Annotated in this window: 16 protein-coding genes; 11 read left to right on the forward strand and 5 right to left on the reverse strand. The window is 70.6% G+C overall.

What is annotated here, in order from left to right; translation table 11 throughout:
• Nucleotides 1–303: 303 nt before the first annotated feature.
• Entirely contained in the window at nt 304–1,491 is a 1,188-nt protein-coding gene (locus tag ABZT04_RS21305) for a glycoside hydrolase family 64 protein (protein ID WP_356058332.1), read from the forward strand.
• A gap of 322 nt (nt 1,492–1,813) precedes the next feature.
• Complete coding sequence (locus ABZT04_RS21310; RefSeq protein WP_356058334.1) at nt 1,814–2,908, forward strand: PP2C family protein-serine/threonine phosphatase; 1,095 nt, start codon at nt 1,814–1,816, stop codon at nt 2,906–2,908.
• Nucleotides 2,909–2,911: 3 nt separating this feature from the next.
• Here ABZT04_RS21310 and ABZT04_RS21315 read toward each other — a convergent pair whose 3' ends face one another.
• The 4 genes from ABZT04_RS21315 to ABZT04_RS21330 all read right to left on the reverse strand — a co-directional run bounded on the left by ABZT04_RS21315 (nt 2,912) and on the right by ABZT04_RS21330 (nt 8,998).
• Nucleotides 2,912–5,158 (reverse strand): MMPL family transporter, encoded by a 2,247-nt coding sequence (locus ABZT04_RS21315; protein ID WP_356058335.1) that lies wholly within the window; start codon nt 5,156–5,158, stop codon nt 2,912–2,914.
• Between the two features lie 96 nt (nt 5,159–5,254).
• Nucleotides 5,255–5,695, reverse strand: coding sequence for an Lrp/AsnC family transcriptional regulator (locus ABZT04_RS21320; RefSeq protein WP_356058337.1), 441 nt, complete (start codon nt 5,693–5,695; stop codon nt 5,255–5,257).
• 23 nt (nt 5,696–5,718) lie between these two features.
• Nucleotides 5,719–7,068: a transaminase gene (locus ABZT04_RS21325; protein ID WP_356058339.1), complete on the reverse strand. Its 1,350-nt coding sequence runs from the start codon at nt 7,066–7,068 to the stop codon at nt 5,719–5,721.
• An 847-nt stretch (nt 7,069–7,915) separates the two neighbouring features.
• Nucleotides 7,916–8,998: an alpha-hydroxy acid oxidase gene (locus ABZT04_RS21330; protein WP_356058340.1), complete on the reverse strand. Its 1,083-nt coding sequence runs from the start codon at nt 8,996–8,998 to the stop codon at nt 7,916–7,918.
• 225 nt (nt 8,999–9,223) lie between these two features.
• Here ABZT04_RS21330 and ABZT04_RS21335 point away from each other — a divergent pair, with 225 nt between their 5' ends.
• From ABZT04_RS21335 to ABZT04_RS21375, 9 genes are all read left to right on the forward strand, one after another.
• Nucleotides 9,224–10,654, forward strand: a complete 1,431-nt coding sequence (locus tag ABZT04_RS21335; protein WP_356058342.1) for an ATP-binding protein — start codon at nt 9,224–9,226, stop codon at nt 10,652–10,654.
• Nucleotides 10,651–11,073, forward strand: a complete 423-nt coding sequence (locus tag ABZT04_RS21340) for a roadblock/LC7 domain-containing protein (protein ID WP_356058343.1) — start codon at nt 10,651–10,653, stop codon at nt 11,071–11,073. Before ABZT04_RS21335 ends, ABZT04_RS21340 begins: the two co-directional genes overlap by 4 nt.
• Nucleotides 11,070–11,432, forward strand: coding sequence for a DUF742 domain-containing protein (locus ABZT04_RS21345; RefSeq protein ID WP_356058344.1), 363 nt, complete (start codon nt 11,070–11,072; stop codon nt 11,430–11,432). The genes ABZT04_RS21340 and ABZT04_RS21345 overlap by 4 nt, the downstream gene beginning before the upstream one ends.
• Nucleotides 11,404–12,012, forward strand: a complete 609-nt coding sequence (locus ABZT04_RS21350; protein WP_356058346.1) for an ATP/GTP-binding protein — start codon at nt 11,404–11,406, stop codon at nt 12,010–12,012. The genes ABZT04_RS21345 and ABZT04_RS21350 overlap by 29 nt, the downstream gene beginning before the upstream one ends.
• Nucleotides 12,009–13,226 carry a cytochrome P450 gene (locus ABZT04_RS21355; protein ID WP_356058347.1) on the forward strand — a complete coding sequence of 406 codons (1,218 nt, stop codon included), beginning with the start codon at nt 12,009–12,011 and terminating at the stop codon, nt 13,224–13,226. The genes ABZT04_RS21350 and ABZT04_RS21355 overlap by 4 nt, the downstream gene beginning before the upstream one ends.
• The gene (locus ABZT04_RS21360) at nt 13,223–14,449 is read left to right on the forward strand and encodes a cytochrome P450 (protein ID WP_356058348.1); all 1,227 of its coding nucleotides are present in this window, start codon (nt 13,223–13,225) and stop codon (nt 14,447–14,449) included. The genes ABZT04_RS21355 and ABZT04_RS21360 overlap by 4 nt, the downstream gene beginning before the upstream one ends.
• 204 nt (nt 14,450–14,653) lie before the next feature.
• The gene (locus ABZT04_RS21365; RefSeq protein WP_356058350.1) at nt 14,654–15,274 is read left to right on the forward strand and encodes an L-threonylcarbamoyladenylate synthase; all 621 of its coding nucleotides are present in this window, start codon (nt 14,654–14,656) and stop codon (nt 15,272–15,274) included.
• A gap of 102 nt (nt 15,275–15,376) precedes the next feature.
• On the forward strand, nt 15,377–16,138 hold the full coding sequence (locus ABZT04_RS21370) for a dienelactone hydrolase family protein (protein ID WP_356058351.1): 762 nt from the start codon (nt 15,377–15,379) through the stop codon (nt 16,136–16,138).
• 178 nt (nt 16,139–16,316) lie between these two features.
• A complete protein-coding gene (locus ABZT04_RS21375; protein WP_356058353.1) occupies nt 16,317–17,489 on the forward strand; it encodes a glycoside hydrolase family 64 protein in 1,173 nt (390 codons plus the stop codon).
• Nucleotides 17,490–17,574: 85 nt separating this feature from the next.
• On the opposite strand, the gene ABZT04_RS21380 is transcribed toward ABZT04_RS21375, so the two are convergent.
• Nucleotides 17,575–19,947, reverse strand: a complete 2,373-nt coding sequence (locus ABZT04_RS21380; RefSeq protein WP_356058558.1) for a M4 family metallopeptidase — start codon at nt 19,945–19,947, stop codon at nt 17,575–17,577.
• Nucleotides 19,948–20,257 lie beyond the last annotated feature (310 nt).

Genomic DNA, 20,257 nt, shown 5'->3' on the forward strand with positions numbered 1-20,257 from the left:
ATGGAGGTGTCGTGAGGCTAGGAGGGCATGCAATGGGACGGAAGAGGCGCCCGGATACGGGCGATGAAGCCCGCGTGAATGCTTCACCGAGCACTTAAGTGGCCCTTAAGCGGGGGTTAAGGCCTCCGCCTCATCCCGTCTCCGCAGGTCAGGGCCGTGCCGACGGTTCACTCAACGGTTGGCCGGGGCGGTGCTCGTGCGTAACATCGGGGCCCGGCGGCGGTGTCGACGCGCGATCTGAGAGCGCTCTCATCGTCGGCACCGTCCGCTGCCGCACTCCAACTCGCCCGGAGGTCCCCCCACATGACTCCCCGTCACCAGCGCGCACTCGGCCGCCGCAAGATGCTCTTCGCCCTCGGCGGAGCCGCGGTGGCCGCGCCCGCCATCGCGGCGCTCGCCCCCTACGCCCTCGCGGACACCGGTTCGGCCGCGGCGGGCGCGCTCCCGCTGACGCTGGTCAACAACAGCGGCTCGTTCGACAACGCGAGCGTGCACGTCTACATCGTCGGAAACGTGGACGGCAAGCAGGTGCGGGTCGCTCCCGACGGGACGCTCGCGCCGATAGCGCTCTCCGACAACGGTGCCGACGGCTTCACCGACTACGCGATCAGTCTGAACTCCGGTGCGGAGACGACGATTTCACTGCCGTACCTGTCGGGACGCATCTACGTCTCGCTCGGCGCGAAGCTCAAGTTCAAGGCCGTGGCGGACGGAAACGGCAACCCGGCACTCCAGTATCCGGCGGGCTGGGTGACGTCCGATCCCAACTACGGGGTGCTGCACGACTGTGCCGAGTTCACGCACAACGCGTCGGGCATGTTCTGCAACACGACGATGGTCGACATGTTCAGCGTGCCGCTGAGCATCCGGCTGACCGGCGCGCAGGACCAGACGACGGGGACGCTGCGCGACGGCGGGCGCGCGTCGGTGTTCGCCGCGGTGCGGCAGGTCGAGGCGTTCGCCCCGCTGGTCGTGGACGACACGCGGGTGATCGCACCGGGGCACGGGCTGGACGCGGGCCTGTTCTCGGCGGACTACTTCGCGCCGTACATCGACGAGGTGTGGAGCACGTACACCGGCAAGGACCTCACGGTCACGACGAACGCGGGCGCCTTCACCGGGCGGGTGCGCGCCGACCGGTTCACCTTCACCGGTCCCGCATCGGTGTCGTTCGCGAAGCCGTCGACACGGGACGTGCTGTTCTGCGACGGCAACCTGGCCGCCCCGAACGACGGCACCACGGGCCCGGTCGCGGCCGTGCTCGGCGCGGGCTTCAACCGCTCGACGCTGCTGTCGAACCCGGCTCAACCGACCACCGACGCCTCGGCCTTCTACCAGACGGACCTCACGAACCACTACGCGAAGGCGGTGCACGCGGCCACCGCCGACGGCAGGGCGTACGGCTTCGCCTTCGACGACGTGGCGGACTTCGCGTCGTACGTCCAGGACACGGCGCCTACGGCGATCCGGCTCACGCTTACGCCGTTCTGAGGCCGGAGAGGGCGGGAGCGCGGCCCCCGCCCTCTCCCGTTCCGGGCAGCTCAGGCCGACGGCCGCGTGCGCCGACGCGACCATGCAGGACCCGCGCCGATCAGCGGGATCCCCACTGCGCCCGAGGCCTGATCGCCGCGGACGATCAGGCCGGTGTCGCGCGTGCCGTCGGCGGAAGCGGCTGCGAGTCCCCTGGCGGCCGGTGCACCCTCTGCGAGGGTGGCGAGGCTCCCGCGCCTCGTACCGCTCCCCGGACGTCGCTCGGCGTGCGGGGCGGGGCCCGTCGTAGGAGCGTGGGGGTGTGGGAAAGGTGCGTGTGCGCGTGCCGCGCCGGAACCGGGAGCCGGCCCGGCGGGGGTGGCTGCGAGGCGCGCCTGCTCCCCTGTGGGTGCGGGTGCTGCCGGGTGTGCTGGTGGCCGGTGTGGGTGTGGCGACGCTGGTGAGCCCGAGCCCGCTCGACATCGGCTTTGTACTGGGCGCCATCCCGCCGCTGGCCGGTCTGTCGTACGGCCCCGTGGCGACCGTGCTCTTCGGCGGGCTCAGCGTCGCTCTGCTGACCGTCCCGGCCTTCCACCTGAACGATCCGGGCAGTACGGATCTGCTGACGATCTGCTTCGTGGCGTTGCTGAGTGTGTTCGTCTCTTTCGTACGGAGTCGGCGCGACGCCCAGCTCGATCTGGAGCGTACGGTCGCCGAGGCCGCGCAGCGGGCCGTCGTGCCTCCCTTGCCGGCGCGGGTGGGGGCGGTGCGGTGTGCGGGGCTGTACCGGGCGGCGCAGCGCGGGACGCTGGTCGGGGGTGACTTCTTCGACGTGCGGGACGGGCCGTTCGGGGTGCGGGCGGTGATGGGTGACGTACAGGGGCACGGGCTGTCGGCCGTGGCGACGGTGGCGTCCTTGCTGGGGGCGTTCCGGGAGGCGGTGCTGGACCGGCCCGACCTGGAGTCGGTCACGGCGCGCCTGGACCGCAGACTCGTGGTGGACTCGGCGCGGTCGCCGCACGCGGAACTGTTCGCCACGGCCGTGCTGCTGGAGTTCTCGGCGGACGCGCGGGCGGTGCGGATCGTGGCCTGCGGGCATCCGGCTCCGGTGCTGCTGCGCGACGGACGGGTCACGGAGATCGGCGTCGTGCCGTGGACGCCACTGGGTCTCGGTCTGGCCGATGCGGGCCCGCTCGGTGGTGCCACTGTGCCGCTGCTGCCCGGGGACCGCCTGTTCCTGGCCTCGGACGGGGTGTGGGAGGCGCGGGACACCGCCGGTGACTTCTATCCGTTCGTCGACCGGCTGGCCGCACTCGCCGACGGCGACTCCGGCGATCTGGCGGAGCGGGTGTGGGCCGATGTGCTGCGGCACTCCGAGGAGATCCGCGACGACGTCACGATGCTGGTGCTCACCCCGGAGGCGGCGCCCGGCGACTGACGCTCACGCGCCCTCGTGCCCGCCCTCCGCGTCGATGTGCGGCAGGATCCGGTCCAGGAACCGGGGCGTCCACCAGGCGTGCCGGCCCAGCAGGGTCATGACCGCGGGCACCATCAGCAGCCGTACGACCGTGGCGTCGATCAGCACGCTGACGGCCAGGCCGAGGCCGAGCATCTTGACCACGATGTTGTCGCTGACGACGAAGGCCGCGAAGACGCTGACCATGATCAGCGCGGCGCAGGTGATGACCCGTGCGGTGATCTCCAGGGCGTGGGCGACCGACGCCTCGGCGTCGCCGGTGCGCAGCCAGGCCTCGTGGACGCGGGAGAGCAGGAAGATCTCGTAGTCCATGCTCAGTCCGAAGATGATCGCGAACATCATCATCGGGACGTAGCTCTCGATGGGGACCTTGCCGGCGACGCCCAGCGCGGGGCCGCCCCAGCCCCACTGGAAGACGGCGACGACGACGCCGTAGGAGGCCGCGATCGAGAGGACGTTGAGGACGGCGGCCTTGAGGGCGACGAGGAGGCCGCGGAAGACGGCGAGGATGATCAGGAAGGCCAGGGCGACCACCACGCCGATGATCAGGGGCAGCCGACTGGACACGATGTCGCGGAAGTCGACCTGGGCCGCCGTGGTGCCGGTGACATAGCCCTTGGCGGAGGTGCCGGAGACCGCGTCCGGGAGGGTGTCGTGGACGAGCCGGTTGGTGAGGTCGGTGGTGTCGGCGCTCTGCGGGGACTGTTTGGAGTAGACGGTGCCGATCAGGACGTCCCCGTCCTTGGTGGTCGTCAGCGGGGTGACCTTCGCGGCGCCGTGCACCCCGTCGAGGGTCTTCTGCGCCTGCGAGGAGAGCGCGGAGCGCTGTGAGGACGGCACGCCGCTCTGGTCGATGACGACCGTGAGCGGGCCGTTGGAGCCGGGCCCGAAGGCGTCGGTCATCAGGTCGTAGGCGCGCCGGTCGGTGAACGAGGTGGGGTCGGCACCGTCGCCGATGTGGCCGAGCTGGATCGAGAAGACCGGGATCGCGAGGACGACGACGGCCGCGATGCCCGCCGCGAGGAAGGTCCACGGGCGGTGTTCGACGCGCTGGGCGTAGCGGTGCCAGGTGCCCGTCGGCTCGGTTCCCGGTTCGGCGTCGGTCTCGGCGACCGGGCGGCGCACCCGGTAGCGGTCGATGCGCCTGCCGAGGAGCCCGAGCAGGGCGGGTACCAGGGTGAGTGCGCCGATGACCGCCGACACGACCGTCACGGCGGCGGCCAGCCCGAGTTTGCCGATGAAGGGCACGCCGGACACGAACAGTCCGGCGAGCGCGATGATCACGGTGCAGCCCGAGACGAGGACCGCCCGGCCGCTGGTGGCCGTGGCCTGCCCGGCGGCGCGGACCGGATCCGTGCCGTTCATGAGGTTCTGCCGGTGGCGGGTGATCAGGAACAGGGCGTAGTCGATGCCGACCCCGATGCCGATCATCGTGGCCAGGGTCGGTGACACCGTGGCGAAGGTGAACGCCGCCGCCAGCAGTCCGAGGCAGGCGAGCCCTCCGATCACGCTGATCAGCGCGGTCACCAGGGGCATCGCGGCGGCGATCACACTGCCAAAGCCGATCAGCAGGACGACGATCGCCACGGCGAACCCGATGAGTTCGCTGACCCGGTCGTCGGCGGCGGGCCGGGCCAGTTCGCCGAGCGGTCCGCCGTACTCGACCTGGGCGCCGGCGGCGCGCAGAGGCTGCACGGAGTGGTCGACGCCGTGGAGGTAGCCGTCACCGAGGGTGGACGGCTGGACGTCGAAGCGGATGGTGATGTAAGCGGTCTTGGCGTCGGACGACAGGGGTCCCACGTTCTGCCCGGAGGACGTCGGCGGCTGCGTGCCGGGCTGGGGCAGCGGATTCTGCACCGACAGGACGTGCGGAAGCTTCTGCAGGTCGCCGACCGTCTCGGACATCTGCGAGTTCAACGAGGTGAGCTGCTTGTCCTTGTCGTGCAGAACGATCTGGCTGCCGTAGCCACCGGCCGCCGGATCGTGCTCCTTCAGCACCTGCTGTCCGTGGTGGGACTGGACGCCGGAGAGCGAGAAGTCGTCCGAGTAGTCGCCCCCGAAGGACCTGTTGAGGACCTGGAGCGCGGCCAGCGCCACCAGCCAGGCCACGATGACGATCACGAAGTGCCGGGCGCACCACTCCCCCAGCCGCCGCAGCACCCCCTTGGCCGCAGCCCCGCTGCCCCCTGCACTGGAATCCGTGGGCGTCATGACCTCGGCCTTTTCCGCCAGGGGACATTTCCGACATCCCCATTAGACGCCCGCTGGATCACTCCGGCATCTCGGGCCCCACCGGCACCTCCGGACTCAGCCGACGTCCCACAGGAACCGGTGGGTGTGGATGCCGAAGTACGGGAACGACTGGACGCTCCGGACCCCTTCGACCGGCCGCACCACGTCGTTCACGAAGTCCAGCAGGTCCCGCGGCCCGGGGGTGACCACCTCGGCGAAGAGATCGAAGCCGCCGGAGGTGAGCACGGCGTACACCACCTCGTCGCGCAGGGCGAGTTCGTCGGCGACGGCACGGGGGTCGCCGTCCACCTCGATACCGAGCAGCGCCATGGCCTGGCCGCCCATGGCCATCGGGTCGGTCACCCCGACGACCTGAACCGCCCTGGAATCCAGCAGGCGTTGGAGCCGCTGCCGTGCTGCGGACGCCGACAGACCGACCTTGGGTCCGAGATCGGCGTAGGCGATACGTCCGTCGGTCTGCAGCTCGCGCAGGATGGCCCGGTCGATGTCGTCCACGTGCCTGTCCCCACCTTCCTTTGTCAGTGCGTCAGTTCGGCGAGCGCGTCGGCGAGGACCCGGGTGTGGGTGTCGACGTCCCGCTCGGTGGTGTCGGGGCACATCAGCGCCATGTTGTGGAACGGGGTGAGCAGGATGCCCCGGTTGGCGAGATAGAGGTGGAGGAAGTCCTCCAGCTCCGGGTCCCCCGCCGCCTCCGACTCGGTGCCGGTGCGCGGGGCCGGGAACGCGAAGCGGTACTCGCTGCGGGCACCGAGACGGCTCACCGTCCAGGGCAGCGCGTGGGCGTCGATGCCCTGCTGCACACCGGCGGCGAAGCGCTCGGACAGCTTCACCATGTGGGCGAACGCCTCGTCGGTCAGGACGTGTTCGAGCGTGGCGCGCATGGCGGCGACGGAGAGCGCGTTGCCCGCCAGGGTGCCGCCGACCCCGCCCATGTCGACCAGGTCCAGGTCGGCGCGGCCGAGCAGCCGGTCGGCGAGTTCGGCGGACAGGCCGTAGGCACCGGCCGGGATGCCGCCGCCGATCGCCTTGCCGATGGTGAGCAGATCGGGTGCGAGGTCCCATGCCGCGGTGCAGCCGCCCGGTCCTGCGGAGAAGGTGTGGGTCTCGTCGATGATGAGCAACGTGCCATGGCGACGGGTCAGTTCGCGTACGGCGGCCAGATAACCGGGCTCGGGCAGCACGATGCCGATGTTGGTGAGCGCGGGCTCCATGAGGACGGCGGCGACGTCGCCGTGCGCCAACTCCCGTTCCAGTTGGGCGGGATCGTTGAACTCGGCGACGCGGCTGGTGAGCGTGACGTCGCAGGGGGCGCCGACGTTGCCGGGGCGGGCGGTGCCCCGGCCGTCCGGTCCTACGACGATGAGCGACTCGTCGACGCTGCCGTGGTAGCTGTAGCTGTTCACCAGGATCTTGGGGCGGTCGGTGACGGCCCTGGCGAGCCGGATCGCCCAGCGGTTGGCGTCGGTCGCGGTCAGCGAGAAGCTCCAGCGGGCGAGCCCGAAGCGACGGGTGAGCTCGGCGCCCACCCACTCGGCGTCCTCCGTGGGCAGCATCGCCGTGGCCCCGCCCTGCTCGCCGAACCGGCGCCGCACCGCCTCGGCCACCACAGCGGGCGAGTGGCCGGCCATGGCTCCGGTGTCACCGAGGCTGAAGTCGACGTACTCGTGCCCGTCGATGTCCGTGACACGGGCGCCCCGGGCGGTGTCGAGGTAGCGCGGGAAGGCCCCGGCGGTCTTGTTCATCCAGGTCATCGGCACCCGACCGAAGAGATGCTCGGCACGGGCGTAGGCGGCCTTCGAGCGCGGGTTGGCCCGCTCCGCCTCGGCGCGCTCGCGGGCGAGGAGGTCCTGGAGACGGGTGCGGTCCATGGGGTACCCCGGTGGTGTCGGCGACGGAATATCCGGACGTTATGACGGAATAGATGGTTCGGGCAAGGTTACGCGACAGATTCCACCGCTACGACACTCGATTCACGCGCGCCGCCCCAGACAGAAGCGGGCTTCGCCCCCCACCAGGTGATCAAGCGGACCCTGGCCAAGCCGGTGCCGAACTCGACAGCGCCGGGCATCACCACCGGCGGAGTTGGACACCTGGACGTCCGCGAGGAGGAGGTGGCGGTCGCCGCACCCCCGCTGGGGCAGCCCCGGCCAACTCGTCGCGGCGCCGGCGCCGACCACTCCGGAGGCGTTCTCGCTCAACCAGGCTCCGCCGACCTACGGCCACTCGCGCGCCAGAAGGGTCAGCGGGTGTCCGGTGAACCTGCCGAACGCCTGAGGGCCGCCGACAGGTGGAGCAAGTCCCGCCCGATCGCCGGGAGTTCGGCCACGCCCGTCAGACGCATCGTCTCGACCAACTCCGCCGTGAGGTCATCGAGCGGGTCGTCGCGGGTTCCGCTGCTACGACAATCGATTCACGCGTGCGCCGACCCCGCTGACGGACGTGGGCCGCAGCCTTCAACTACTCGCACACCGAGAAGGTCAACGGACGTGCGGTGACCCTGCCGACCGGCTGAGGTCCGCCCACGGATGGAGCAAGTCCCGTCCCATCGCCGGGAGTTCGGCCACGCCCGTCAGACGCATCGTCTCGACCAACTCCGCCGTGAGGTCGTCGAGCGGGTCGTCGCGGGTTCTGCTGCTACGACAATCGATCCACGCGTGCGCCGACCCCGCTGACGGACGTGGGCCGCAGCCTTCAACCACTCGCACACCGAGAAGGTCAACGGACGTGCGGTGACCCTGCCGACCGGCTGAGGTCCGCCCGCGGATGGAGCAAGTCCCGTCCCATCGCCGGGAGTTCGGCCACGCCCGTCAGACGCATCGTCTCGACCAACTCCGCCGTGAGGTCATCGATCAGGCGGGTCACACCCTCCGCACCGGCCAGGGTCAGTGCCCACAGGGCCGGGCGGCCGACGAACACCGCGCGGGCGCCCAGGGCGAGCGCGGTGAAGATGTGGGTCCCTCGGCGCAGTCCGCCGTCCACGTACACCTCCGTGCCCGTCCCGGCGACCGCGTCGACGACCTCCGGCAACGCCCAGGCGCTCGGAATCAGTCCGTCGAGCTGGCGGCCGCCGTGGTTGGAGACGATCAGACCGGCGGCGCCCGCGTCGACAAGGGCGCGGGCGTCGTCGCCCCGCAGGACGCCCTTGACGACGACCGGCAGGCCGGTCAGGTCACGCAGCCAGCCGATGACATCGGGCCCCAGGTCGCACGCGTGCTCGGCGGCCTCCCGGTCGGGGGTGCCGGCGACATTGCCGTAGAGGTCCTCGGGCCCGACGAAGTCGGCGACATGCGCGCCGGGTCTGCCGTGGGAGCCGATGACGGGGGTGTCGGCGGTCAGCACGACCGCCCGGGCCCCGGCCGCCACCGCACGCCGGAGCGTCTCCTCGGTCAGGGAGCGGCAGCGGGCCACGTACACCTGCACCCACCACAGCGCGCCCGAGGGTTCGAGGGCCGAGAACGGGACCGCCGTGTTCGAGGTCACCGCGAGCAGCGACCCCGCACCGGCCGCGCCGCGCGCGGTGGCCGCCTCGCCCTCGGGATGCGCCCGGCGTTGCAGGGTGCTCGGGGCGATGAGGACCGGTGTGTCGACTGCCGTACCCAGCACGGTCGTCGAGGTCTCGCACCGCGACACGTCCCGCAGGATGTGCGGACGCAGCCGGAACCCGTCCCAGGCCGGGGCGGCCTCGGCGGCACTGAGACCCTGGCCCGCGCCCCTGCGAAAGTAGGCGTGGATTTCCGGTGGGAGCAGAGCTGCCGCCTCGCCCTCGATGCCGTCCAGCCAACGCGTCACGCCCGCCACACCGGTCTCCCTCAAGTGCGATACACCGACCTTGGCCACTCAACTCCCTTTCCCCACACGTCATTTCAGACACTTGGCGCAGAAGTGAACAGAGGCCGGTCGGTTTCGAAGGGAAGTCCTGCGACACCGCGCGAGAGCGGTCGATGACGGTGTGTACTGTGCTCCGGACGCCACGCCCCAGGGGCCCGAACTCAGCCCTGCCCGACTGCGCTTGGACTCGATTCGATGACCGATTTACCGGACCTGGTGACCGGTGCGCTCACCGCCGGCACGCTGTCCGCGCTCGTGCTCGGTGCCGGGCTGCTGCGGTCACGGCGTCAACGTGCCCTGCAACGCGAGGAGATCGCCGACCTGCGGGACCGACTCCACGGTGTCCAGGCGGCGTTGGCGGCCGAGGTCGAGCATCTCGCGGTGCAACGAGTTCCGGCCGCCGCACGGCAGTTGACCCATCCGGGGGTCGCCGTGCCGGGGCCCGCGCAGCCGCAGTTCATCGGTTCGCCGCTCGGGATCGCCCTGGAGAACGTGCTGAGCGCGCTGCGTTCGGAGCTCAGCGCGCAGCGCACCCGCGTCGACGCCGCCGCACAGGCCGGGATGCGAGGCGCGACCCGGGAGATCCAGGCCGCGCTGTACCGCTTGCAGGACGCTCTGCGCGCGCTGCAACAGCGGTACGACGACCCCGAGTTGACGCAGACCTTGTTCATGCTGGACCACGAGAACGAGCAGTCGCTGCGCCGCGCGCAGGTGACGGCGGTCGTGTGCGGGGCCTGGGTCGGACTCGCGCGTGAGGAGTCACATCTCGTGGAGGCGGTGACCGGCGGCCAGGCGCGGCTCGCCGGATACCACCGGGTGCGGGTGCACAACCATCTCGAAGCGGGCACCGCACTCGTCTCGCACGCCGTCGAACCGGTGGCCATCATCGTCGCCGAGCTGCTCGACAACGCGCTGCGGCACTCCGCGCCGGACACCGACGTCGTGGTCAACCTGGAGCATGTGCATCACGGCGCCTGCGTCACCGTCGACGACGCGGGGCTCGGCATGACCCAGGACGAACGGGACAACGCCCGGCGGATGGTGGCCGGTTCCGACCCGATCCTCCTCACCGACCTGGGCGACCCGCCCCGCATGGGGTTCGCGGCGATCGGCCGGCTGACCCGGCAGTTCGACCTCGGCGTCGATGTGTCGTCGCCCTCTCCCTACGGTGGCGTGCGCGCGGTCCTGCGGATCGACAGCCATCTCCTCAGCCGTATCGACCCCGAGCGGCGGCCGCCCGCGGCCGGCGCCCCGCGCTCGACCCGCCGGGACCCCGCACCCGCCCCCACACCTGCCCACTCCTACGGCTCGGAGCGCGCCGGGGCCGACGGGCCCGGGCAACACCAGGCCGTACCCGACGCCGGAGGCCTGCCGCGCCGACGTCGGCGTACCCCGGTCACCGCGCCGGCCGCGCCGGAGGCACCGCTGCCGGAGCGCCGCCCGGAACAGGCCGCCGCCGCACTTGGCGCCCTCCAGTCCGGCACCGCCGCCGCGCGCGCCGCGAGCGACGGCGCCGGGACGGCCGTAGGAGAGAGGCCCTTAGAACCCGTAGAACCAGGGGCATTTGGAGCGCACGACATCGGTCGGCTCGATCACAACGACTACGAGGGGGGAGCGGCCAGATGACCAGCCGCGATGGGGGCGACACGGCGTGGGTGCTCGATCCGATCCTGGAGGTGCCGCACGTGGTGGCCGCGGTGCTGCTGACCCGGGACGGGCTGGTGCGGGGGTACACCGACGCGCTGTCCCAGGCCTCGGGCGAGCGGGTGGCCGCGATCACCAGCACGGTGCAGGGGGCGTGTCGGACCGCCGCGGCAGCGTTCGCGGACCGGGAGACGGCCGAGATTCGGCAGGTGGTCATCGAGTCCGACCACGGGTACGTCCTCATCGTCCCGACGGATCACGGGACTTGTGTGGCGGCCTACGGCGACGGCGAGGTGCGTCTCGACCTGCTGGCGCATCGGGTGCATTCGCAGGTGGCGCGGCTGGGAGAGAAGGCGATGGCCTCCGCTCCACGGGGGGTCGACGGCGGCGCACCGGCGTGAGCGGCCGCCGCGGCGGCCGTCCTCTGGTTCCCGCGTATCTGTCGACCGGCGGTGTGGCCCGGCCGAGCCGCCCCCAACTGGAGCGGCTGACCGTGCTCAGCGGCAGCGGCGAGCCCGTCCCGGCCGGTCTGCCCGCCGCTCAACTCGCCCTGCTGGACGCCCTGCACGGCGGTTCGCTGACGGTGCTGGAGACGGCGGCCCTGCTGGAGCTGCCGGTGTCCGCGGTGCGGGTCCTGGCCGCCGGTCTCCTCGACCGGAGCCTGGTGCTCGCCCGCGCCCCGATCCCGCCCGCCGAACGCTTCGACCCCGACCTGCTGAAGAGAGTGGCCGATGGCCTACGCGCCCTCAAGCACCCCTAGCGGCATCCATCTGCCGGACACCGCACGCGAGTTGGTGAAGATCCTGGTCGCGGGCCCGTTCGGGGTGGGCAAGACGACCCTGATCGACTCCGTGTCCGAGATCCGCCCGCTGCACACCGAGGAGCGGCTCTCCGAGGCGTCCGTCCACGTGGACGATCTCGACGGGGTGCGGGAGAAGTCGACGACGACCGTCGCGATCGACTTCGGGCGGATCAGTCTGCCGGGAGGGGTCGTGCTGTATCTGTTCGGTACGCCCGGGCAGGAGCGGTTCCGGGCGCTGTGGGAGGACATCGCGTACGGCGCGCTCGGGGCGCTCGTCCTGGTCGACGGCCGCCGGATCGACGCCTCGTTCGACGTGCTCGGGCTGGTGGAGGAGAGCGGGCTGCCGTACGCCGTCGCCTTCAACACTTTCCCGGACGCGCCCCGGCAGCACACCGAGGAACAACTGCGGGCGGCCCTGGACCTGGCGCCGGGCACCCCGCTGGTGACCTGTGACGCCCGGGACGCGAACTCGTCGATCGACGCCCTGCTGTCCCTGGTCCAGCATCTGATCGACCGCGACCCTCCGGAGCACAGGTGACCGCCACTCCCCTCACGCGTCCCGTCCGACTGTGGGAGGACGGCTTCGCGCGGGATCCCTACGGCTACTACGCGGCCCTGCGCGCCCAGGGCTCGGTGGGCTGGGCCGAACTCGCCCCGGACGTACCGGCGTACGTGGTCACCGAGCGGCGGGCCGCGCTGGACCTGCTGCGCGACACCGACACGTTCTCGCACGATCCCCGGCCGTGGGAGACGACGGTCGCCGAGGACTCGCCGGTCCTCGGGATGATGCGCTGGCGGCCCAACTCCCTGTTCGCGGACGGCACCGCGCATGTCCGCTACCGTGCCACGCTGATCGACACCTTCGAGCGGATCGAGCCACACGACCTGCGGGCGCGGGTACACCGGGCGGTGCATGTGCTGGTGAGCCGGATCGGGCCACGTGGAGAGGCCGATCTGGTGGGCGAGTTCGCCCGGCCGCTGATGGCGCTGGTGTTCAACAGTCTCTTCGGGCTGCCCGACAGCCAGAGCGAGCGGCTGGACCGTGCGCTGGGCATGATGATGGAGGGCGGCGCCCAAGCGGCCGAGGGCGAGGCCGAGTTCGGCGGCTATGTCCTCGAACTGATCGCGGCCAAGGCCGAGTTACGCGGCGACGACCTCCCCAGTTGGCTCCTGGACCATCCGGCCGGGCTGAGTCCGGAGGAGGTCACCTGGCAGGTGTTCCTCACCCTCGGCGCGGGCCACGAGCCGACCGCGAACCTGGTGTCCAACGCCCTGTCCCGCATCCTCGGCACCTCGGTCTACTACTCCACCCTGACCAGTGGGGCCCGCCCGGTCATGGACGCCGTGGCGGAGGTCCTGCACCACGAGACACCGCTCGCCAACTACGGCATCCACTACGCCCGTTCGCCCGTCACGTTCCACGGTGTGTGGATCAGACCGGCCGTACCGGTCGTCGTCTCGTACGGTGCGCTCGCCCACTTCGCCGAGCAGGAGGTGGTCAGCGGCCGGCATCCCAAGGACGCCTCGCACCTGTCGTGGTCGGCGGGCCCGCACGCCTGCCCGGTCAAACAGCACACGCTGCTCATCGCGACGGAGGCGATCGAGCGGCTCACACTGTGGCTGCCCGACCTCCAAACCGTCCTGCCGCGCGAGCGGTTGACCTGGCGGCCCGGTCCCTTCCACCGCTCGCTGACGTCTCTGCCCGTCCGGTTCAGCCCCCGCTCCCCCGACCAGCCAGGAGACCTGTCGTGACCGTGACTGACCGCATCGCGCTCGACCCGTTCGGCGCCGACATCGCCGCCGAGAGCGCCCGGCTGCGTGCCCTCGGCCCGATCGTGCCCGTCGAACTCCCCGGCGGTATCCCCGCTTGGGCGCCCACCGACCACGACACCCTGAAGCGACTGATGCTCGACCCCCAGGTCAGCAAGGACCCCCGGCTGCACTGGAAACTCTGGCCCGAGATCGGCGAACACCCCTCCTGGGCCTGGGTCATGAGCTGGATCGGCGTGACCAACATGCTCTCCGCCTACGGCCCCGACCACACACGGCTGCGCAAGCTCGTCGCGCCGAGCTTCACGCACCGGCGCACCGAGGCGATGCGGAGCCGGGTGGAGGCGATCACGGCGGAACTGCTCGACACGGTGGCGGCCGGTGACGCCGAGGTGGTCGACATCAAGGCGGCGCTCGCCCACCCCCTGCCGATGCGGATCATCTGCGAACTGTTCGGTGTGCCCGAGGAGTTGGTGGACGACACCGGGCGGCTGATCGCGGCCATCATGGACACCTCCGACCCGTCCCCGGAGCACGCGTCGTCCGTGCAGCACCAGATCGGCACGGTGCTGCCCGCGCTGATCGCCCACCGCGGCGAGCATCCCGGCGACGACCTCACCAGCGAACTGATCCGGGTGCGCGACGAGGACGGCGACCGGCTGAGCGACGAGGAACTGCTGTACACGCTGCTGCTGGTGATCGGCGCAGGCTTCGAGACGACGGTCAACCTGATCGGCAACGCGATCGTCGCCCTGCTGGGGCGCCCCGAGCAACTGGCCGCCGTACGCGCCGGGAAGATCGGCTGGGACGCGGTCGTCGACGAGACCCTGCGCGTCCACCCGTCCATCGCCTCGCTGCCGCTGCGGTTCGCGGTCAGCGACCTCAGGATCGGCGAGGTCACCGTGCCGGCGGGGGACGCCATCCTCACCACGATCGCCGCGGCCGGGCTCGATCCCGCGCGCTACGGCCCCGACGCGGACGACTTCGACGCCACCCGCGGAGCCGACGACCACCTGGCCTTCGGCATCGGCGTGCACCGCTGCATCGGCGCGCCGCTCGCCCGGGTGGAGGCCCTCACCGCGCTGCCCGCGTTCTTCGAACGCTTCCCGGACGCCCGGCTCGCCGTCGACGCGGACGAGCTGCGCCAGGTGCCGTCGTTCATCGCCTTCGGCTGGCAGGAGGTACCGGTCCAACTGCACGGCTGAGCCGGACACCCGGTCGGTGGGCGGTGGAACCGCCCCGCCGCGGCCTCGGAGGGAGCCGCGGGCGGAGCCGGTCCTGCCCGGGTTCGGGGGAGAGTCCCGAGCGCTCTCGTCGGCTTCCCCCGATTCGCCGGGGTACGCCCGGCGAATCGGGCGTCGGACGGGGCCCGCGCGGCGACCCGCGCGGGCACGGCATAAGCTCGGCGGGTGGCCAAGTACTTCGACGTGCATCCCGACAACCCGCAGCCGCGCACCATCTCGCAGGTCGCGGACAGTGTGCGCTCGGGTGCGCTGATCGCGTACCCGACCGACTCCTGCTACGCGCTGGGCTGCCAGCTCGGCAACCGTGACGGCCTGGAGCGGATCCGTCAGATCCGGCATCTGAACGACCGGCACCACTTCACGCTGGTGTGCCAGAACTTCGCCCAACTGGGCCAGTTCGTGCACATCGACAACGACGTGTTCCGCGCCATCAAGGCCTCCACGCCCGGCAGTTACACGTTCATCCTCCCGGCGACGAGGGAGGTGCCGCGCCAGTTGCTGAACGCGAAGAAGAAGACCGTGGGCGTCCGCATCCCCGACCATGTCGTCACCCAGGCGCTGCTCGCCGAGCTGGGCGAGCCGCTGCTGTCCAGCACTCTGCTCCTGCCCGAGGAGGAGGAGCCGATGACCCAGGGCTGGGAGATCAAGGACCGGCTCGACCACGTGGTGGACGCGGTGGTCGACTCCGGGGAGTGCGGCACGGAGCCGACCACGGTCATCGACTTCTCCAGCGGCGAGGCCGAGATCGTCCGGAAGGGGGCGGGGGACGTCTCCCGCTTCGAGTGACCCCGGCGACGGGCCCATGATCCGGCGTGCCACGATGATCGGACACGCCGCGCCGGACCGGCAGGTGGCCCGGCGCCGAACCGCTGGGAGGCACCCCACGCCATGACCGCCGTACAGGGCACAGCCGTGGACATTCCCACCGAGGACGGCATCGCCGACGCCTATCTGGTGCGTTCCGGCGATGAGCGCCCCCGTCCGGCCGTGCTGCTCTACCAGGACGCCTTCGGGCTGCGCCCGCACCTGAGGTCGATGGCCGACCGGCTGGCCGGGGCCGGTTACACGGTCCTCGTGCCGAACGTGTTCTACCGGCACGGCCGCGCGCCGGTGGTCGAGCTGCCCGAGTTCATCGATCCCGAGGCGCGTCCGGAGATCTTCGAGAAGGTCGGTCCGCTGATCATGGGCCTTGCCCGGCAGCCCGACCTGTTCAAGCGGGACGCCGGCGCCTATCTGCGCTGGCTGGCGGACTCGCCGCTGGTCGTAGACGGGCCGGTGGCGATCACCGGGTACTGCATGGGCGCCCGGCTCGCGCTGTACACCGCCGGTGCCTACCCGGAGCGGGTGGCCGCGGCGGCCGGATTCCACGGCGGGCGGCTGGCCACCGACGCCCCGGACAGCCCGCACCTGGCCGCCGAACACATCACCGCCGAGGTCTACTTCGGCCACGCCGACCAGGACCACTCGCTGCCCGAGGAGCAGATCAAGCGGTTCGAGGAGGCGCTCAGCGCGGCGGGCGTCCGGCACCGCTGCGAGGTCTACCCGGGCGCGCAGCACGGCTACACGCAGGCCGACACCTCGTCGTACGACGCGGAGGCCGACGAGCGTCACTGGGCCGCGCTGCTCGACCTGTTGAAGCGCACCTTCTGATCGAAGACTGCTCCCCTCTGATCCAACCCGGGTGCCCACGGCGTGAGTTGCCGTGGGCGCCTTTCGTTCATCGCATTGACATGGACGTGTCTCGGCGCGACTCTGAGAGCGCTCTCAGATAGGTACGGACCAATTTCGTACACCCCCCACACGGAGGTGAGGAGTGCTCATCCGACTCATGCGTCGCATGGGTGCCGCGACCGCGGTGGCCACGATGCTCGCGCTGGCGACACCACTGACGGCGGACGCCGCGGTGCCCGCCACCATCCCGCTGAAGATCACCAACAACTCGGGCCGCGGCGACGCGGTCTACGTCTACGACCTGGGCACCAACCTGGCCACCGGCCAGCAGGGTTGGGCCGACGCCGACGGCACGTTCCACGCCTGGCCGGCCGGCGGCAACCCGCCCACCCCCGCACCCGACGCGTCGATCCCGGGGCCGGCCGCCGGACAGTCCAAGACCATCCGCATCCCGAAGTTCTCGGGCCGCATCTACTTCTCCTACGGCCAGAAGCTCGTCTTCAAGCTGACCACCGGCGGTCTGGTGCAGCCCGCGGTGCAGAATCCGACCGACCCCAACCGCGACATCCTCTTCAACTGGTCCGAGTACACGCTGAACGACTCCGGGCTGTGGATCAACAGCACCCAGGTGGACATGTTCTCGGCGCCCTACGCGGTCGGGGTGCAGCGTGCCGACGGGACCACGGCCTCCACCGGACACCTCAAGTCCGGCGGGTACACCGGGTTCTTCAACGCCCTGCGCGGACAGCCCGGCGGCTGGGCCAACCTGATCCAGACCCGGTCCGACGGCACCGTCCTGCGAGCGCTCTCACCGGGATACGGAGTGGAGACGGGAGCCCTGCCGAGCACCGTGATGGACGACTATGTCAACCGCGTCTGGTCGAAGTACTCGACGTCGACGCTGACCGTGACGCCGTTCGCCGACCAGCCGAACACGAAGTACTACGGCCGGGTGTCGGGCAACGTCATGAACTTCACCAACAGCGCCGGAGCGGTCGTCACCAGCTTCCAGAAGCCGGACGCGGCCAGCATCTTCGGCTGCTACAAGTACCTCGACGCACCGAACGACCTGGTGCGCGGGCCGATTTCGCGCACCCTGTGCGCGGGCTTCAACCGCTCCACACTGCTGGTCAACCCCAACCAGCCGGACACCACCACGGCGAACTTCTACAAGGACGTGGTGACCAACCACTACGCCCGCAAGATCCACGCGCAGATGGCCGACGGCAAGGCGTACGCGTTCGCGTTCGACGACGTAGGCGCCCAGGAGTCCCTGGTCAACGACGGCAACCCGCAACAGGCCTATCTGACCCTGGACCCGCTGAGCTGAGGGAAACCGGAACCCGAACACCCCGCACGCCTGGGAGCGCGTGCGGGGTGCCGGGCTCACGGGTGGATCGGATGGTTCATGTTGATCAACTGGTCGTCAGTGCCGTGTCGTCGACGACGAAGCTGGTCTGCAGCGAGGAGTCCTCGACGCCGCTGAACTTCAACGCCACGGTGGTGCCGGCGAAGGAGGACAGGTCGAAGGTCTTCTGCGCGTACCCGGTGGCCTGGTTGAGGTTCGAGTAGCTGGCCAGGGTGGTCGAGCCGGCGGTGACCGTCAGCCTGTCGTACGCGGTGCTGGTGGTCGTCTCCGCCGTGTCGATGTGCAGATAGAAGGTGAGCGTCGCCTTGCAGCCGCTCGGTACGGCCACCGACTGGGTCAGCGTGTCGGTGTGGGTCGAGCCGTAGCCGTCCAGCCAGGCGTAGTACGAGCCGGCGTGCGCGGCCTGGCCGGTGTCGTTGGTGATGACTCCGCTGCTCGCGGTCCAGGTCGTGTTGCCCGACTCGAAGCCCGCGTTGCCCAGCAACTGCGTCGAGGTGCACGTGCCTCCCCCGCCACTGGAGCTCACGGTCCAGGTGAAGGACGCGGTGCCACTCGCCCCGGTGCTGTCGGTGACGGTCACCGTGGTGCTGTAGGTGCCCGCCGTCGTCGGAGTACCGGTGATGGCGCCCGTGGAACTGCTGATCGACAGGCCGGTCGGCAGTCCGGTCGCCGCGTACGTCAGCGAACCGCTGTTGGTGCTGCTGGCCGAGACCTGGAGGCTCACCGCGGTGCCGACGGTGGAGGACTGGCTGCCCGGGTTGGTCACCGTGACACCACTGGTCGGCACGGTGATGTGGCTGCCGACGTTGATGCCCGCGAAGGCGTTGCCGACTCCCGCGTACTGCGCGGAACTTGTGCCGTACAGCGCGGCGGCCGCGTTCAGGGCGGCGGTGCGCGCCGAGGCGTAGTTGGTGCTGGACGTCATGTACGTCGTCAGCGCCTTGTACCAGATCTGCAGGGCGGCGGCCCGGCCGATACCGGCGACTGCCACGCCGTCGGAGGTGGTGCTGGTGTAGGTGGTGCCGTTGATGACCTTGGTGCCGCTGCCCTCGGAGAGCAGATAGAACATGTGGTTCGCCGGGCCCGAGGAGTAGTGGACGTCGAGGTTGCCGACGCCGGAGTACCAACTGTCCGCGGAGCCGCCGTCCTTGCTCGGCTTGTCCATGTAACGCAGCGGTGTGCCGTCGCCGTTGATGTCGATCTTCTCGCCGATGAGGTAGTCACCGACGTCACTGCTGTTGTTGGCGTAGAACTCGACACCGGTGCCGAAGATGTCGGAGGTCGCCTCGTTCAACCCACCTGACTCACCGGTGTAGTTGAGCCCGGCGGTGTTGGAGGTGACGCCGTGGCTCATCTCGTGGCCGGCCACGTCCAGCGAGGTCAGCGCGTGGGTGGAGCCGGACCCGTCGCCGTACGTCATGCAGAAGCAACTGTCGTCCCAGAAGGCGTTGACGTACGCCGTGCTGTAGTGGACGCGCGAGTACGCGGCGACACCGTCGTTCTTGATGCCGCTGCGGCCGAAGGTGTTCTTGTAGAAGTCCCAGGTCGTCTGAGCGCCGTAGGCGGCGTCGGCGCCGGCCGTCTGGGTGTTGGAGCCCGCGCCGGTGCCCCAGACGTCGTCGGCGTCCGTCATCAGCGTGCCGGTGCCGGAGGTGGCGTTGTTGAGGCTGTACGTCTTGTGGCCGCCGCGCGTGGTGTCGTAGAGCTGGTATGTCGAGCCGGACAGCGTGGTGCTCAGCGAGACCGTGCCGCTGTACTGGGTGTTGCCGGTGCCGGTCTCGATGCCCTGGAACCGGGAGAGTTCCTTGCCGGTGGTGGCATCGGTGATCACGTGCAGTTGGCTCGGGGTGCCGTCGTCCTGGAAGCCGCCGATCACCGTTTCCCAGGCGAGCTTCGGGGTGCCGTCACCGGCCCAGATGACCTTGCGGGCGCTGTCGGTGCTCGGCGCCTTGGCGTCGAGGGCCTTGGCGGTCGTCAGAGCCTTGGTCTCGGCGGCCGACTTGGCGATGGACGCGGTGGTCGACGGGACCCTGAGGGTGTGCTTGTTGTTGAAGGTCGCGCTCACCGTGCCGGTCGCCCGCGTGGCGGGCAGGGTGTGCACGACGAGGTCGCCGCCGAGCACGGGGAGACCGGCGTAGGTGCGCTCGTAGCGGGTGTGGACGGTGCCGTCGTTGTCCTTGACGACATCCTTGACGACCAGTTTCTCCTTGGCGCCGAGGCCGAGAGTGCGGGCGGTCGTCGCGCTCTTCGCGGCGGCGCTCTTCACCAGGGCGGCGCGCTGGGCCGGGGTGAGCTTCGCCTCCAGGCTGCCGGTGAGCAGCGGACTCGGGTGGGGGGACGCGGGCTTCGCGGTCGCGGGCACCGACTGGATGCCGACGGCCAGGAAGGCGGCGGTGGAGACCAGGGCTCCTACCGCCATCCGCTTACGGGGAATGCGTCTCACTCGTACTCCTCCTGCGACGACCGCGGACGCGGTCGGTGACAGACCGGGCAGCCGGGTCTGCTGTCCGGGCAGAGCTGAGCCGTGCGGGACTGGGGGAACTTTGACCAATCCGTGGAGGATCCGTGGGGGTGGCTGCGTGGAGGATGACAGCGTTGACCCGTCCATGTCACGCAGGTCACGGGCACTCAAGGGTTTTCCCTCTGTCAGGGATTTCGCTACAAGTTCCGAAATTATTCGTGACGGCTGAGCCACGCCGGCGAAACAGACCCTTCCTAACGTCGCAGAC

Origin of the sequence: Streptomyces sp. NPDC005492, from assembly GCF_040605995.1 — a bacterium.
Classification (GTDB): Bacteria; Actinomycetota; Actinomycetes; order Streptomycetales; family Streptomycetaceae; genus Streptomyces.